2 protein-coding genes (1 of these 2 running past the window's edge) are annotated in these 18,253 nt (G+C 33.9%); both read right to left on the bottom strand.

Features of this window, described 5'->3' with window-relative positions; genetic code table 11:
• On the bottom strand, positions 1-6,093 hold the 5' portion of the coding sequence (locus tag MW695_RS10940) for an SDR family NAD(P)-dependent oxidoreductase (protein WP_247105353.1). The gene continues 9,480 nt to the left of window position 1, outside the view; 6,093 of the gene's 15,573 nt are visible here — the first part of the coding sequence; it begins with the start codon at positions 6,091-6,093; the stop codon falls past the left edge of the window.
• Entirely contained in the window at positions 6,077-18,253 is a 12,177-nt protein-coding gene (locus MW695_RS10935) for an SDR family NAD(P)-dependent oxidoreductase (protein WP_247105352.1), read from the bottom strand. The genes MW695_RS10940 and MW695_RS10935 overlap by 17 nt, the downstream gene beginning before the upstream one ends.

Raw genomic sequence — 18,253 nt, 5'->3', positions numbered from 1 at the left:
CTGATTCGTGTCATTTAACTCTTTCCTTACTATATCTAGTAAATGATTAGCCTCAATCTGTTGATGATTTAAGTGAATTACTTTTCCTTCTATTTTGTTATTTTCTTTTTGCAGAGATTTAAACAATCCACTTAGACCTAAATAAACCGGATTTTCCCCCTTCAAAATACTGAGTAGTTTAATTTTTTGTGTTATAGAGACGGATTGTAACCACCATAGAATAGAATAGATGGAGAGCTCTAGGCTTGTTTCAACATGTGCTTCCTCTTTATACCAGTTAAACACAACATTTCCACTACATCTACCAGATTGCTTCAACTCATTAAGCAGTTTAGTAAAATCTTCTTTATCTGCTGGATTAATATGATAAATATCTTCTGCTGCTCTTAAATAGCGTATATCTGGTTTAACAAGAGTAACCTTCTGCCGTGCTTTCATTTCGTTAAATAAATCTTGATCGGTATCAAATAAGAGAATATGATTTAAATCATTTCCCTGTTCAACAATCTCTTTTTTAATCCAGTTCTTTTTATACATGAGCAATTTTTGGGAACTCTTTATTTTCTCCACAGTTAAACCCTTAATTAGCATTTGGATATTTCCTTGAAGGTCTATAACTGTAATATTATATTTTTCTTGCTTCGGATCTCGCTCAGCAAGAGCATAACATTCCCTAGAAAGCTGCCCATAAATCTCAATCTCATCGATCCTATAGGGTATTTCCACGTGTTCTTTTCTATTTTGTATATTTAAGCCAATAACTGATTGCAATGCTGCATCAAATATAAAAGGATGAATTTCATAGCTCTCTTCAATCCCTTGATAGATGATATGAGCGATTGAAATTTCATCTTGGATATACACCTGTTTTACAGACTTGAACTCATTGTTATACGTTAAACCCATTTGGCTGAACTGATCATAAATTTCGTCATGTAAAATCATTTGTTGACTATTTTTTAATAATTTTTGAATTTCTATCCTTCTATTATTACTTTGTTCTTGATTAGACAATAATATGGTGGATTGACAAACAACCTTATCCAAATTTGTACTCTCATATAGAGAGGCAGTAACAACATTTTCTTCTTTTTTACAAAGTGTTACTTTTATGAGTTTACTTTTCTCCACTTCGATTGCCTTGTTCCATAATACCTCTTGTAGTTTTAAATACCTCGCCTTTGAAGCTAATTTCGCAGCTCTACTCATCATTTCAATCATTAATGCTCCGGCAAGAATGTTTTTGTTATCAACCTTATGATTTTTTACATATGATTGATTTTCTTGTAGTTTTTTAATAAAAGCTATCTCTTCTAGATTAGATATATTCTCATCTATCATAATGGAATCAGATTTCATATTTTCAGTGTTCTCTTCTTCTACTGACACCCAATATCTCTTCCTGTCATAATAGTAAGTAGGTAAGGGAATCCTTCTAGCTGTTCCTCGACTTTCTAGCATACTCCAATCTACAGATGACTCATGAATCCATTTTTTCGCGACAGCCACTAGCTCTGCTATGTTCTGCATTCTTTCCGCTGTGTTGGATAATTCTTTCTGAATGTATAGCTTCCCTTCTAAAGTGTCACTAAGAAGTCCGTCTATGCTCTCCAATAAGCCAGTTACACTATTGCAAACGATAGCTGCACGAACATCAAATACTTCCCTACCAGTCTGCAATGTATAGGCTATATTAGGTAAATCAATTTCCTTTATATTTTCTCTTTGTATAAACTTTTTAAATTCGCCAAGATAGTTTCTTAATGATGCTTCTTTCTTTGCTGAAAAAACGAATACATTATCAATATTTCTCTGCTCATTCTTGTTTTGTGAATGTATTGGGTATTCTTGAATAATTACATGAGCATTTGAACCTCCCGCTCCAAAAGAACTAACTCCAGCTGTTAATGGATATTTTTTTTCGTCGATTTCCACTGCTTCCCAGGTGCAATACTTATGGGATAGCCTAAATCTTGTGTTTTCTAACTTTAGATCCGGATTTGCCACTTCTGAATGAAGAGATGGAACTAGTTTTTTATATTTCAGCTGTAGTAATACTTTTGTTATTGCGATGATTCCAGCAGCAGACTCTAAGTGACCTACATTAGATTTAACTGAACCTAAATAGCAAGGTTCCATTGTTTCTCTGCCAAAAGCTCTGGATAATCCATTTACTTCTATAGGATCTCCAAGAGATGTTCCAGTTCCGTGTGCCTCAATATAATTTATTGTTTGAAGATCCACACCCGAATTACCAATAGCATCTTTTATTACCATTTCTTGAGCTTTAGGGTTGGGCACTGTGTAGCCACTAGTCTTTCCCCCGTGGTTTATGGAAGAGCCTTTAATTACTCCATAAATATGATCTCCATCATTGACCGCATCTGCCAATCGTTTAATTAAGATGGCTCCCACTCCTTCACCAGGAACATAGCCATCCCCATCAACGCCAAAACTTTTACATCTACCTTCTGAGGATGCAAATTTGCCCTGAGCTAAAAAGACATATTTCGTAGGATGTAGTGAAAGGTTTACACCACCTACTAGTACCATATTACACTCTCGATCTCTTAAACTCTTCACTCCTAAGTGTAAGGCTGTTAGTGATGAAGAGCACATGGAATCTATTGCCATGCTAGGACCTGATAGGTTTAAATAATAGGACACTCTGTTGGCAACAGTAGCATAAGATGAGGATGCTGCAACAAGATCACCTTTTTCTTTATTGTGATTTGAAAACAGTTGATAATGGCCATACATTACTCCTACATACACACCAACTTTATTGTTCTTTTGTATCATATCCCTCGTATAGCCTGCATCTTCAAATGTGTTCCACGCAGTTTCAAGGAACAGTCGTTCTTGGGGATCCATTAACTCTGCCTCTTTAGGTGATATATTAAAGAATAATGGGTCAAACTTATCAACATCCTCAATAAAACCACCCCAACTTGAAAATGTCTCCTTGCCCTGATTTACACCTTCAAACATGTCAGGATTCCAGCGTTCTTGAGGAACTTCTTCAATACAATCCCTTCCATTAACTAAATTCTCCCACAGTTCATATACATCTTTACTTTTGGGATATTTCCCGCTCAATCCTATAATTGCAAATTCTTCCTCTATACTCTCTTTGTCATATGTAGTTCCTAGCTGATCATCACCTTCAACCAAACCTTTATCGTTTGGGCTCTCTACGTTTTTTATTCCGCTTTCATTAGCTGAATGATTGAGTGCATTTACTTCCTTTGGATAATGTTCCTTCAGATACTGCTTCAATTCAGAAATGGAATTATTCTCAAACAAAAGAGTTTTCGATAAGTCTCTAAAATACACTTCTAGTTGATTGATTATATTCAACATAATTAACGAGTCCAAGCCATAGGCATCAAAGGTTTGATTTACGTCAATTTTATCCGCGCTAATCTTGCTTTCTTCACTGAGAACCTTGATTAACAAATTTTCTAAAGAATTCATAGAATTTATGTTCTTTGCTTCCAACCCCTTTTCTGTCGTTTCTACCTTTTTAGAGGTTGCGGATTCTCTAATTGTCAAGCCTAAAATAGATAGAAGGACCACTCCATCTAGGTCCAATATAGTTATAGAATGCTTCCCAGTTTTCTGTTCTTTCTGGCAATATGCATAGAAAGAAGTAGGTATACTGCGATGAACCAATATTTCATTAATTGCAAAGGGTAGCTTCATTGAGTTTTCATGCTTGTTTATCATTACTCCTAAAACAGATTGGAGCATTGCGTCGATCAGGATCGGCCCATATTCTTTTTTGTTTTCCTTAACATTTAAATGACTACCATTAATATAGGCTAGTGAACTATGATCGTTATAATATATATTTTCAATTAATTGGAAATTCACTCCGTAGTTCATGCCACTTTTCTCAAATTGTTTATAGCACTCCTCTTTTGAAAGAACGGAAGATAAACGCTCGACAAGGGCTTTAATATCATACTTTTCCTCTTCAATATTTTTCCTTGTAATAATCCCACTACAATAAGTTTCATTACGATCATTTTTAAAATTACATTTGTAATCATTTTCTCTTGCTTCCATACTAAACTGTAATTGCATAGGCTCAACTACTTTTAGTACTCTTTCTACAGCCATATTTTGAATGGTATTATAATCCTTATAGTTTTTCTCCATTTTCTCTAATAGTTCAAAAATATAGCCTGCAAAAGGAAATACTTTATTTTCTTCTATTACATGCTCTCTAATAAAAGCTTCTTGGCCACTGTAATCAAATCTATTCATCATAAGATTTTCACTTTTATTGTTCACTTCTTCTTCCTTAACCCAAAAAACGTCTTTTTGAAACGCATAAGTAGGTAACGGTACATTATAACAACGTAATTGTTTGAAAAAACTAGAAAAATCAACCTTTTGCCCTTTAAGATATGTTTCCATATCCTCTTGTATATCAAAAGAAATTCCATTACCTTCTATATATTTTTTTAATTTTAGAGTGAGATCGTCTATATTTTTTGCCCAAAAAGCTATTTTATTTTTATATTGCTGTCTTCTAATGCAAAGGGTATAGGAAATATCTTGTATTGTGTACTCTTCTTTATTTTCGTTAATCCAATAGTAAAACTGGCTGAGGTATTCAACTACAGCAGACTCTGTTTTGGCCGAAAAAAGAAAAGGGAATGTCAATCCCCTTTTCACTACTCTTTCAGCCATAGGTGGTGCTTCCTGAATAATCACATGGGAATTTGTCCCACTAAATCCAAAAGAGCTTATGGCTGCTATTCGTTTTCCATTTTCACTCCCCTTCCAAGTATTAAGCTTTTTATTAATATAGAAGGGTGAGTTTTTGATATCAATTAATTTATTTTCTTCCGTAAAATAGATGTGTGGTGGGACTTTTTTATGTTTTAAACAGAGTAGGACCTTTATTAAACTTGAAATACCAGCAGCATTTGCTGTATGCCCAATATTATTTTTTACTGAGCCTAAAGCACAGTATTCTTTTTTATCTGTAAACTTCTGAAATGCTTTTTTCAATGCTTCAAATTCTATTGGATCTCCAAGCTTAGTTCCCGTTCCATGTGTTTCTATATAGGTAATTTCTTCTGGATTAATATTTGACTTTTTATATAAATCGTATTCTAATTCATACTGAGATTGAGAACTTGGGGCAGTGATCCCATTTGTTCTCCCATCCTGATTTAATCCAGTTGCCTCGATCACTCCATAGATGTTATCTCCATCTTCTATGGCTTTTTCTAACGGTTTGATTAATACGGCTCCACAAGCCTCCCCTGGAACAAATCCGTTCGCTTTATCATCAAAAGCTCGACACTTTCCGTCAGGAGATAGCATAGCCGCATTACTTGCAATAATATAAAATTTCGGAAGGGCTGATAAATATACCCCTCCAACCAAAGCCATATCACAATCATTATTGATAATACTTCTACAAGCGACATGCAAAGCTACAAGAGAAGAAGAACAAGCCGTATTAATAGCAAGAGTAGGTCCCTTTAAGTTTAATAAATACGAAATTCTAGAAGGGATAATGGAACTGTCATTCCCCCAAAATGATTGAGGTTCAAAAGGTACTCCAGCATCTTCTATATTCCTCATATAATCTCCTGAACCATTCACCCCTACATAAACCCCAACATTACTGTTTGCTATACTCTCATTTGCATAACCAGCATCCTCTAGCGTATTCCAACATTCTTCCAAAAATAATCGTTGTTGAGGATCCGTCAATTCAGCCTCCTTCCCAGAGATATTAAAAAATAGCGAATCAAACTTCTCAATATCGTTTAAAAAACCTCCCCATTTACTATAAGTTTTCCTTAAATCTTTTGTGTTTTCTTCATAATAATCATCTACATCCCATCTATCCTTAGGAACTTCCGTAATGCAATCCTTCCCTGAAGAAATATTATCCCAAAATTCAGTTGTATTTTTTGCTCCAGGAAATCTCCCGGACATTCCAATAATAGCAATCCCTAATGAATTACTACTATTTCTTTTTAGTAAATGTAAGGCTTCTTCTGGGTTAATATGTCCCGACTTAACCATTTTGAGTATCGCTTTCCGATCAATTCTTTGTCCCATAAACACCCTCCATTAGCTCATCTACTTCTTCTATTTCTAAATGACCATCATATAATTGTTTGAATATGTCTAACAAATATGAATCTTCTTGATCCTTATCTTCAATGACTAAGCTATGATTTTCTACTTTTAAGCTCCTTTCCATTTCGGCCGGATGCTCACTTACATACTGGACTTGGTATTCACTTGAATGAATAATGTAGTCTACTAAACTATTTATGTCACTATAATCAAATAGGATCGTGCTTCGTAGATTTAACCCTAATTCCCTGTTTATCTTCTTTATTATCTCTACACCAACAATAGAATCAATTCCGTTATCAAAGAAGGATTCATTTTCATTTATTTCGGTATCTAATTCAAGTGTTTCCGAAATGAGTGTAACTAGCGTCTTCTTTAACTGTTCTACTACATGCTGTTCTCCACCTTGATGCTCTACTTCCTGCTGTCTAATATGCTGAACAATGTTGTGTTTGGTATCTTTAGTAGTATGCTGCTCAGTATCTTGTAACATCAATTCGTCACCATATTCATTTTCTATATAATCAGACAACTCACTAATATTAGTGTAATCGAAGAATAAAGTACTTCTTAAGTTGATACCCAATTTGTGATTCAAAGTATTAATAAGCTGAATAGAGAGTATCGAATCTATCCCTAAATCCACAAAGGGCTTTTTCTCATCAACCTCTTCAATCTCTAATGTACTAGAAATGGTTTCTAAAAGGATATCATTTACTTTATTAATAGCCTTTGGAGTATTGCTGTTATTAATGATATCTGAATGAAGCTTCAAATTTTCATCTACATATTTTGTTCCATAAATAATTCTTTGACCTAAAGGCAGATGGTGACTATTTGTATTTGATACGAATATTTGCTGTTCCTTTAACAAATCTACCCATTTATCGTATTTTAATAATGGTGAACCACTTACCCTCACGTTCTCATCATTAAATAGCCACCATCCATCAACTAATCCGAATGTCAATGTTAGATATAAACTTTTTTCAACTGTTTCATTCAATAACAGCTTTCCTTCTGCTTTTAACAAAGTACGAATATTCCCTAAAGTAGTAGAAATATTTTTGGTAGCATGGATAACATTAGTGGCGATGATTAGATCAAATGATTGTTGAAGTGTTTGTATTTCTGCATTCTTCTCAATATCTAAGATTTGATATCGAACAAAGTGATTGTAATTAGCAAATTGCTTGCTAGCATGTTGTAAGAAACGGATAGAGACGTCAGTATAGTAATAGCTAATTCGATCACCAAACCTATTAATTTCTTTTAATACCTTTTCACTCGTTCCACCTGTACCTGCTCCTATTTCTAATATTCGTACTTTTTTATTTGGGTTAAGTTTAATAAATTCTTTCACTTGAGAAGCAACTAGCTCATTATAATAATCTGCAATGTTGTTATTTTTATATAGATTTTCCACATACCTTAATGAAGCTTCTGGAAACATGATATCTGTAGCTAAAAGTTCTCCTTTTAATACTCCAATATAATTTTTAACACACTCATGAAGCAATGTTACATATGGCATAATACTTGGGTACTTTTTAGAGTATTGGCTCGATACCATTGTTAATAAATCTTTATTCTGCTTGACTTGTTCTGCCCATCTGACTAAGAGACTCTTGTTCAAATTGCTGTAGCTAATCAATTCGTTAATAAGTCTAGTATATCTAGTAGATAGAGGGATTCTGATCATATCCTTTTTTAATTGCTTCTGAGTTAGTAAAGCTTCTAATAAACCTAATTCGTCAAGTATCGACACTAATGCAACTTCTGATAGACTGTTAATAGCTTGATATTCTTCTAATAAGGTATTGCCTGTTGATACCAACGTTTGACTATTAAATTCCTCTATTATCTTCCTATCAAATTTTACGGCAATGATTTGAGAGGCATCATCCTTCAAAAAGCTTTCAATAATAGAAAAAGCTTCTCCAAGATCAATGGAGTACACACCTTTAGAATGTAAGCTTTTCTTATACTGTTCAGATGCAACCACGCCTACATCACTAAAATATCCCCAATTAATAATCTTAATTTTTGTGTCGGTCTCAATTCCAACATATTTAGCAAAAGTATCTTTAAACGAACAAGCTGCTGTATAACTAGATTGCCCTAAGCTTCCTGAAAAAGACTGAAAAGATGAGAAAAACATCATAAAATCTAGCTTCTCTCTCTTGAAAACATCCCAAAGGATAACTGATCCATCTAACTTTGGTGCGATTACTTCCTTAACTATGTTTTCATCAGATTTTTTTATTAAGGCATCCTTTAATACTAAAGCTGAGTGAATGATTCCATTTAAAGGGATATTAATTTTCTCTTTTAACTTTCTTACATCTTCATGATTATTAATATCACATTGAATATATTCACCATTACCGCCAAGGTTTGTAAGAGTCAGTAGCTTTTCTTTAATATCTCCGTTAATTTTTCGCCTACCTACTAAAAAGATTCGAGCTTGATACGACCTACTCAAATACTTAGCCAGCTCATAACCAACTCCTTGGCCACCACCTATAATCAAGTACACCCCATGCTTTTTGAAGCTCAACGAATGGTTGTCTTTAAGAATTTTTGGTACTAAGTTATAGGTATACCTCTGGTGATCTCGTAATACAATCTCTTTATTATTGTGATCTGGTAAACTTAATGTTAAATCTACTACCGAAGTATTTTCGATGTCATCAATGTCTAAGTCAATATTGATAACATTCCAATTGCTAAATTCCTTTGCGATTGATTTAATCAAGCCTTGGACACTAGAACCATATGGAATTATTCTTTCTCCTTGTAATGAATGAGTATTGTTTGTAATAACCTTAAGGTTAATTTTTTTATCTGCTGCTCCAGTATCATCTAAACTTTTTACTAGTCTAAAAAGACCTAATACCCCTCTGTTTTTTACAGACTCGAGACTTAAAACATCTACTTGGCCCTCTAATTCCTCTAATGCTAGATAGTAAATAGTGTCAACGTCAACTAATTTTGAGAGTAATTTTTGAAATGCCCCTTGATCATTAGCATCGATTGTATATTCCTTATCGGATATTCTCATAAATGTATTACTTAGTAGCACTCCGATTGCATTTGGATAGAGCGCCATTAAATCATTCTCTATTTTTCTACTATCTTCTGTATAAATGATGAGCGTTTTTCTCGAGTAATCTTCCTCAAAGGCTTCGTTCTGAAACTTTATCCATTCCATCTGATAGATCTCAGTCTCTTTATTGTTCTTAATTATCTTGGTAGCCTGTTTTGTTTGTTGATTAAGTTTCAATTCTCTTGAGGCCATTTCCTGTATTTCCAAGACGATATTCCCCTCTATATCTGTGACTGTTAAATCAAACCTATCCTTTCCCCTCTTTTGAACAAATGAATACCCCTCTTTAGGTACCTTTGAGAATATGCTTATTTTTTCAATTGAGAATGGAACTTTGGGTAAATGTTCATTTGCAAATAGTTGCTCTGTTACCCCTACTGTAGCTTGTAAAGCGCCATCCATTAGGGTTGGATGTAAAAGATATTGACTATACTCATGATCAAGCTCTGGAGGTAGCCTAAACTTGCATAGGCTAGTCCCATTTTCACCACAGTACAACCTTTCTAAGGATTGACAATAAAGCCCATGAGTTACACTAGTCTTCCTAAAGGACTCATAAAAATCATCCTTAAGAATTAATTTTGAATAGTTGGATTTTAGTTTTTCTATATCCACCTTTCCTCTTTGCTTTCTTTTGACCTGTCGACTAACGAAAGCCTCAGAATGAGTCACCTCTTTAGTCCCTTTAGATACTAATGTAAACTTTAAGCCGTCTTGAGTTTTGCTTACATAAATCAGGATTTCTAGTTTGTTATTAACCACAATCGGTGCTAACCATTGAATTTTTACATCAAAGGTATCCTCTTTTAGTATTGTCCTTGCTATTTGACAGATACTTTCCAGGTGCCCTACTCCAGGAAGAACACATTTTCCATTAATCGTATGATCTCTCAATATATAATCTGATGCTTTGAACAGCTTCTTATAAACGAGGTGTCCCATCTCCATCGGGGCTTCATGGTCGATTCCGTCTACCATCGTTCCTATGCTGCTAATTGCCTTAATATTTCCTTTCTTTGGTATCCTATTAAACCAGTAAATCTCATTTGCAAATGGGTATTTTGGAAGAGGTACTTTTTTTCTTTTATCCTCTCTTATTGATTCCCACTTTATTTCTGTACCATTGACCCAAAGCTTTAGAAGGCTATCATACTTCTTCTTTTTTGCTAATATATTTATTAACTCACTAGTGTCTTCTTTTTCCATTAATTCTTCAACGAGTGAGTTCGAAGCATGTCCTGTATACATTCTTTCTTCTTTAATGTTATTTATAAAATTGGTGAGCTTCTGTTTCACCTCCACTTTATCCCTTGCTATAAAAGCTAATCTACTCTCCATCTCTACCCTACCAACTTGCAGTGTATAAGCAATATCACTCAATAATACTCCCTTATCTTTCTCTATTAACAATGGACTGATTTGTTTCCTTACTCCTTCAATAAATTCTTGAAGTGTTTTATTGCCATCGTAAAATCTAAGGTCAGTATCTAATTCAAAGGTACCTTCTAAATACTTTACTATTCTTCTATATTTTATGGCGTCTATTCCAAGGTCTTGTAACCTGTCAGTTAACTCCAAGTTCTGGCTATCAACAAATAGTTCCTTAGAGAATACCTCCATAACTTCAGAAACGCTTATATCTCTATTCTCCAATACTGTGTTAGACTCTTTTTCCATATCATTCATATAATGTAACATGTCTTTAGCATACTGAAGTAATCGTTCTTCCGTTTTAGCAGAGAGAATAATCATTTCCTCACGATGCGTCACTTCATTTGGAATTTGCTCCTTCTCAACATATTCCTCCAATATGACATGGGCATTGCTACCACCAAAACCAAATGAACTTATCCCAGCCCTTCTCGGAAAGTTTTCACCCTGCTCCTTAATAGGTTCCCATGCCATGCTATCCTGAGGAAGTCTATAATTTGTACCTTTTAGGTTAAAGTAAGGATTAAGCACTTCTAGTCTTGAATTACCTGGTATTTTCTTGTTTTTCATAGCCAATACAACCTTAATTACTCCTGCAATTCCCGCAGCAGACTCCAAGTGTCCAATATTTACCTTAACGCTACCGATTGCACAGTATCGTCCTTGATCAATTTTTCCATTTGATTCCTTAAAGGCTTTTACCAATCCATTCATTTCTACTGAGTCACCTAATTTAGTACCTGTTCCATGTGCCTCAATATAAGTGAGAGTATCGAAATCTACTCCTGCATCATTGCATGCTTTTAAAATGACATCTGCTTGAGCATTTGGATTGGGTGATGTGATTGTATTCGTATGGCCTCCATGATTTTCCGCCGCACCTTTAATCAAAGCATAGATGTGATCCCCATCCTCTAAAGCCTTACTTAAAGGCTTAAGTAAAACAGCTCCGACCCCTTCTCCTCTTATATATCCATTTGCCTCTTTATCAAAAACTCTACACTCATTACTTTTTGACAGCATGCCTGCTTTACTAAAGGAGATATGAACGGTAGGACTCAAGATAGCATTTACGCCACCAGCAATGGCCAAATCACACTCTCCATTCCTAATCGATTTTATTGCTTTATTCATAGCAATAAGAGAGCTAGAGCAAGCTGTATCGATAGCCTCACTTGGCCCTCTAAAATCTAAAAGATAGGAAACCTTGTTTGCTATCATGGCATGAGAATTTCCAGTAGCTGTATAGGCATCTATTTCTACTCCAGCCTCTTTTAGCAATTCATTATAATCCATCCCAGATACCCCTACAAAAACCCCAACATTCTGTCCCTTCAATTTTTCTGGTTTGTATCCACCATCCTCCAACACTCTCCATGATGTTTGTAAGAACAATCGTTGTTGTGGATCCATTAACTTTGCCTCTTTTGGAGAAATTTTAAAAAATTTCGCATCAAATTCATTTATATAATTAATAAATCCACCCCAGACATTATTCATTGTGTTATCTTCAATAAGGGGATCTCCATAATATTCCTTCCAATCCCAACGGTCATGAGGAATTTCTGTGATACTAATCTTATTATTAATTAGATTATTCCAATATTCGCTGAGGTTATGAGCACCAGGGAATATTGCATCCATACCAATGATAGCGATTGGTTCTTTAGATGATTCTTTTATCAGTTCTATTGGGTTGTTCAAGATAGGTTCTGTGTTGATAGAATGTAGGGTTTCTGGTTCTCCCCCTTCTTTTTCAACCATAACCTCAACTTCTTCCACATACTCTTCCATGTTAAATTTATCTCCGAAATATTGTTCTACATAAGCAATGAAATCCTTTATGACTGAATATTCAAAAAATAATGCCGGTGTAATATTTAAGTGGAAATTGTCCACTAATTCATTAGTCAATTCAGTAAAGGTAATAGAGTCAAATCCATATTGATTAAATTTTTTCTCGATATTTATGTCTGCCTCATTCATTTTCATGACCTTACTAATTGCCTTTTTTATCTCCTTTTGTATTTCCCTATTAAGTGATCTACTCTTGTTCTTGCTTATTCTTCTTTCTTTTTTCTTAGTAGCCATGTATTCAAATAGTTGGTTGCTGTCTCCTTTAAATACTATCACTTGACCGCTGTTACAATTTTGAGCTACTTGTATGGCTTTTAATCCTTCGTCTACTGACATTGGCTCCATACCAGTAAGTTTCAGGATATAACTACTGTTTCCATTTCCTAACTTCATACCACCACAATCCCAAAGAGGCCAATTAATTGATACTGTATTTCCAGGCAAACCTTTTTCTCTCCTATAGCTACTATAGTGATCCATGAAACTATTTGCATAGCCATAGTCAGTTTGTCCGATATTCCCTACAACAGAGGTTAAAGATGAAAACAAAATAAAAAACTCTAAGTTTTGATTAGAGAAATATTTATCAATTAAGATGGTTCCATCTATTTTAGGCCTTAGAACACCTTGTATTCCCGCCTCATCCTTCTTCATGAATAATGCATCATGAACATTACCTGCGGAATGTAATATACCATTTATCTGATATCCTTTTGATTTGATTCGATCTGATATCAAGCTCACTTGTTCCTCGTTAGAAATATCACATTTCATATATTCTACGATAGATTGATTTATCTTTATTTTATTAATTTTTTTCTCCAACTCATGATCAAAATTTGATCTACCTAACAAGATGACGTTTGCTCCATACGTTTCTACAATTTTTTTTGCTAGATTATATCCGACTCCTTTACTGCCACCCGTTATTAAATAGAAAGCATTCTTTCTAAATCTAATCGTTGTATCCTCATCCATGATTCGTTTCCACTTAGGCGTTTTTCTAACATAATTATCATAATATACTTCTATTTCACTTCCTGATTGGCAGTATAATAGTTCGTTTTTAATATTGTTAATTACCTGACTATCTTTCATATTCACATTACGTAAGGCTATAAGTTTACAATCAAGATCTTTATACTCTCTTTCAAGAGTTGAAAATAGCCCTACTAAAGCTCTATTCGATACATCACGGTTATTATCTTCCTTGAAAAAATGCTTGATTCTAATAGTTAAATTGCTGCTATTAAGATTTAGTTCCTTTAATATGTCGTAGTAGTTATAAAAACTAGTGGCCTTACTGTCTTCAAGATTGGTTCGTTTACTACTAAGATAAATAATATTCAAATTTTGTATTCCTATATCTCTTACTCTCTCTAACACTGATTTATATTCTCTAGGCAGTGTACGAGTATGCATGTCTTGATCATCTCCAGAAGGATTACGGTTTCCTTCGGAGATAATGCTATAGTTACCCTTCGAAATGTCTTTAACACAATGAGCAATGGAGTTGGTAAACTCATTTTCGCCATCAATTATTACTAAATAATATCCTTCATTATTTAAATAACGTGTGTCAAAATTACTTTCCTTTAAGACTGGAGTAAAATAGTGAATATTTCGACTCTCTTTTTTAAAGGCCTCTTGTTTTAAGCTTCTTTGATATGGCCTAGCTAAAATTCCACTTATCTTTAATAATACCTCTCCTTTTTTATTTAAGATTTGTATATTAAAACTCCGAATACTATTATCATTGTTCTTTATCCTCTCAATAAGGGAATATCCTTCTTGTTCAAGTTCCCCATAAATCTCAACCTTGGAAATAAAAAACGGAATATTAAGACTTTCAATTTCATTTTTTAGTAATGCAACAATACCTTGTAAAGCTCCATCTATTATAGAAGTATGAAGCCTCATTTGAGAAAAGTCCTTTTTTCTTATTGTAGGTATTTGTAACTCTGATAAAGCTTCATCTCTATAATTTGTGTAGATATTCTTAATTACCCTAAAGCTTTCTCCTAAATTTAAGCCTAAATCTTTGATATCTTCGTAATACATACTTGCATTATTCACTTGTGATAATTTCTTTTTTTTCTCTTCAATATCAATAGGCTTTGCTTGACTAATGTTTTCTCTTTTTAACCTACCTTGAACATGAATAAATTCATGTTCAGTTTCATCCTTCATTGTGCTAATGAAGAAATCATAATAATGCTCATGCTCAGATAAGGTGATATAGATCTTTGTGTTCTTATCAAATTCTATTGGGGATTTAAATACAACATTACTAATCACATTTCCCTTTATTTTTTTCCACTGTTCTAAAGCTTTCTGACTAATTTCCAAATATCCTACTCCAGGTAATATCTCTCTATCATCTACAAGATGCTCACAAAAATAAAACTCATCTTGCTTTAAATCCACATGAAATTTCTTCACTGAAGAATTCGTATCTTGTTCATTAATAGTTACTAATCTGTAAAACTCTTGTTTACTTTCAGACTCAGGGAGAAGGTTATCTTGGACTGACTCACTTACCCAATATCTTTTCTTATTAAATGGATAAGTGGGCAAAGAGATTTTATAGCATTCTTGTTCTTGGAAATAATCATCCCAGTAAACTTGTTCTTTATTAATATAGTTCATCATTAGATTTTCTAGTTTTAAATCAACCTCTTTATTTATTTGATAATCCTTACGTAACTTGAGATCTAAGTTAGGACTATAAAAGAGATTTTCCACTACATATCCATTCTTTAACCTGTCTAAAGCATCCATTAATGACTTTTTACTATCTACAATAAGGCCAATACGATGTTCAAAATGACTTCTTCCTGCAGAAAGTGTATAGCTTATGTCAATTAACTCATCTTCGTTATTAGTCATATAGGCATGTAACTGTTCAATTTTTCTAAATAATGCTTCACTACTCTCCCCAGACAAAAGAATAGGATAATTTCCTTCTGAACGAGGCTTTATTTCTTTTTTATACTCTTCAATAACCATATAGCAATTGGTTCCAGAATGACCAAAGGAGCTAACAGAAGCTCTTCTTAATGGATAATAGTTGGACTCCCATGCTTCCGTTTCCTGGCTAACATAGAAGGGTGTATTCTTAAACTCTATTTCAGCATTTTCAATCTGATAATGATTATGCGCTGGCAATAATCCCTTTTTTAAAGACAACAAAACCTTTACTAGTCCTGAGACTCCGGCAGCTGCTCCACAATGACCTATGTTCGTCTTTATTGAACCAATCTTACAATATTGTTTAAATTTATTGAGACTATTATGTTTTTTATATGCTTCGGTTAATGCTTTAACCTCCACAGGATCTCCTAGTTTTGTTCCTGTTCCATGTGCTTCGACATAACTAATTGTCTTAGGATCTATATTATATTTATCGTTTACCTTACTTATTAAGCTAACTTGAGCATCTACATTTGGTGCTGTTATCCCATTGGATAACCCATCTTGATTTACATCCGAGCCTTTTATTACACCGTAGATGTTATCTTTGTCTCTTACCGCTTCGTCTAAGCGTTTTAATAAAATCATCCCAACTGCTTCCCCTGGAACAAATCCATCTGCATGATTGTCAAAGGTTTTGCATTTAGCATCCTTAGAAAGCATCCCCATTCTATCTAAGAGAATAAGGTCATTGGGGCCGAGGATGATTTGCACTCCCCCTGCTAATGCCATATCACAAGTCCCACTTTTTATCGCTTCGCAAGCTTCATGTATTGCCACAAGAGAGGAGGAACAAGCTGTATCAATGGTTATACTTGGCCCTTTAAGGTCCATAAAGTATGAAATTCTAGAGGCTAGAATGGAGTTTGATCTTCCTAAAAATAAATGTGAATCCAGTGCATTTTCATCCCTAAATTTATTTTTTAAATATCCACTCTCTCCCTCACAACCAATATATACCCCTACATTCTTTCCCTTTAATTGTGTATTACTATAGCCCGCGTCCTCAAATGCATTCCAAGACTCCTCCAACACTAATCGCTGTCTAGGATCCATTAGTTCTACTTGTTTTGGCGATAAATTAAAGAAATACGGATCAAAGTGACCTACATCCTCTAAAAAACAACCTTTTTTACAATTATACTTATCAAAATACCCCTCTTTCACTTTCCATCTATCTGTTGGAACGGTTGTCACGCAATCCTCTCCAATGGTTAGGACTCCCCAAAGTGCCTCTAGGTTATTCGCTTTTGGAAACCTACCAGATACACCTATTACAGCGACCTCTTGGGCTTTATTCTTCTCCACCTGACGTTCTTGAAATATGTCGGTTTTCTGCTTAATTGGCGTTAGCTTTTCTTCAACATCCTCTACTTTCACCTTCTGCGATAGATAATCTATAATCTTGTTGATATTTGTGTATTTAAAGAAGTCAGAGGTTTTTAAATCCACTGAAAAAACAGCATTGATTCTAGATACTACTTGAGACATTAAAATCGAATCAATGCCATAATCCCATAATGATGTTTCACAGTTGATTTTATCAGCCTTAACATGAATAATGTCTGCAAAGACTTTTAATACCTCTTCCCTTAAATTACTTTTTTCAACATTAGAATTAGTGAAAACTTGTTCCTCTTGGAGTTCTTCAACAAACTTTCTATCACTATTTGTTGGAGATTCCATTATTTCCACATTACCATTACTCTCACAAATAATACATGTTTGTGAAAAATCAACTTCTTTAGAGGATAAGCCTACTGAAGAGATATTTTTGAAACCGTTTGCAGTAAGTGCCTCTCTCCACTGTTCACCTCTTAACAATGGTGATTTATCTATCCTGATTTCTTTATCTTCACTTAGCCACCATCCTTCTAATAAGCCGAAAGTATATATTGCAAACTCCCAGTCAGATGTTAATTCATTTAATATTAACCAACCATCCTTCTTCATAATACTTTTCAAATTTTTTAAGGTTCCATTCACATTCTTTGTTGCATGAAGTACATTAGCTCCTATCATTACATCTACTGAATGAGGCATAAATTTTTCTGCTGCTATATCATTTTCAATATTGAACACTGTAAAATCCATAAACTGATAGTGTCCGTACTGATTTTTACCTAAGTAAGTAAAATGCTTTGAAATATCCGTATAAATATATTTAATTTGATCACTATAAGTTGATATTTTTTCCATTACTTTTTTGGTTGTTCCACCTGTACCAGCCCCAAACTCAAGAATAACTATCTTCTCACTCTTATTGCGAAATTCGAGGTTGGACTGAATGTATGCCTCTACAGACTGAGCAACCTTTTCGTTTAAATAATCAGCGATCTCATTATTTTTATATATTCCCTCAATAAAGTTAATATTTCCTTCAGGTATAAGGACATCAGTGGCTAGCCTTTTACCAGTTAATATATCCTTCATACTGTCAAAAGCGATATTACATAGGTTTAAATGGTTATATAATACATTATTGGGTATAGATTGAAACTCTCTTTCTAAGTGACTTATTTTAAGGTTAATATCCTTTTCATCAGAACTTTTTAGTGTGAGCTCACCCTTCTCAACGATAATAAGTCCTGCTTTCACTAAGATATCTATAAGCTTTTGATTTAGCTTATGGTATTTATTAGATAGGTGATTCTCTAATTCATAAAGAGAGGATTGATTATCGTTTACTAAGTCTTTATATACTTTAAAAAGTTTTAAATGACATAATTTTTCTAACAAAATAATCGATATTTCCCAGTCTTTTTTCAT

The organism is Halalkalibacter sp. APA_J-10(15) (assembly GCF_023017105.1).
Classification (GTDB): Bacteria; Bacillota; Bacilli; order Bacillales; family Bacillaceae_D; genus Halalkalibacter.
This window is presented reverse-complemented; position numbering and strand designations above follow the sequence as displayed.

Excerpts from the sequence above, each read along its gene's own strand:
- MW695_RS10935 (WP_247105352.1), bottom strand. The coding sequence starts at position 18,253 with ATGAAAAAAGACTGGGAAATATCGATTATTTTGTTAGAAAAATTATGT.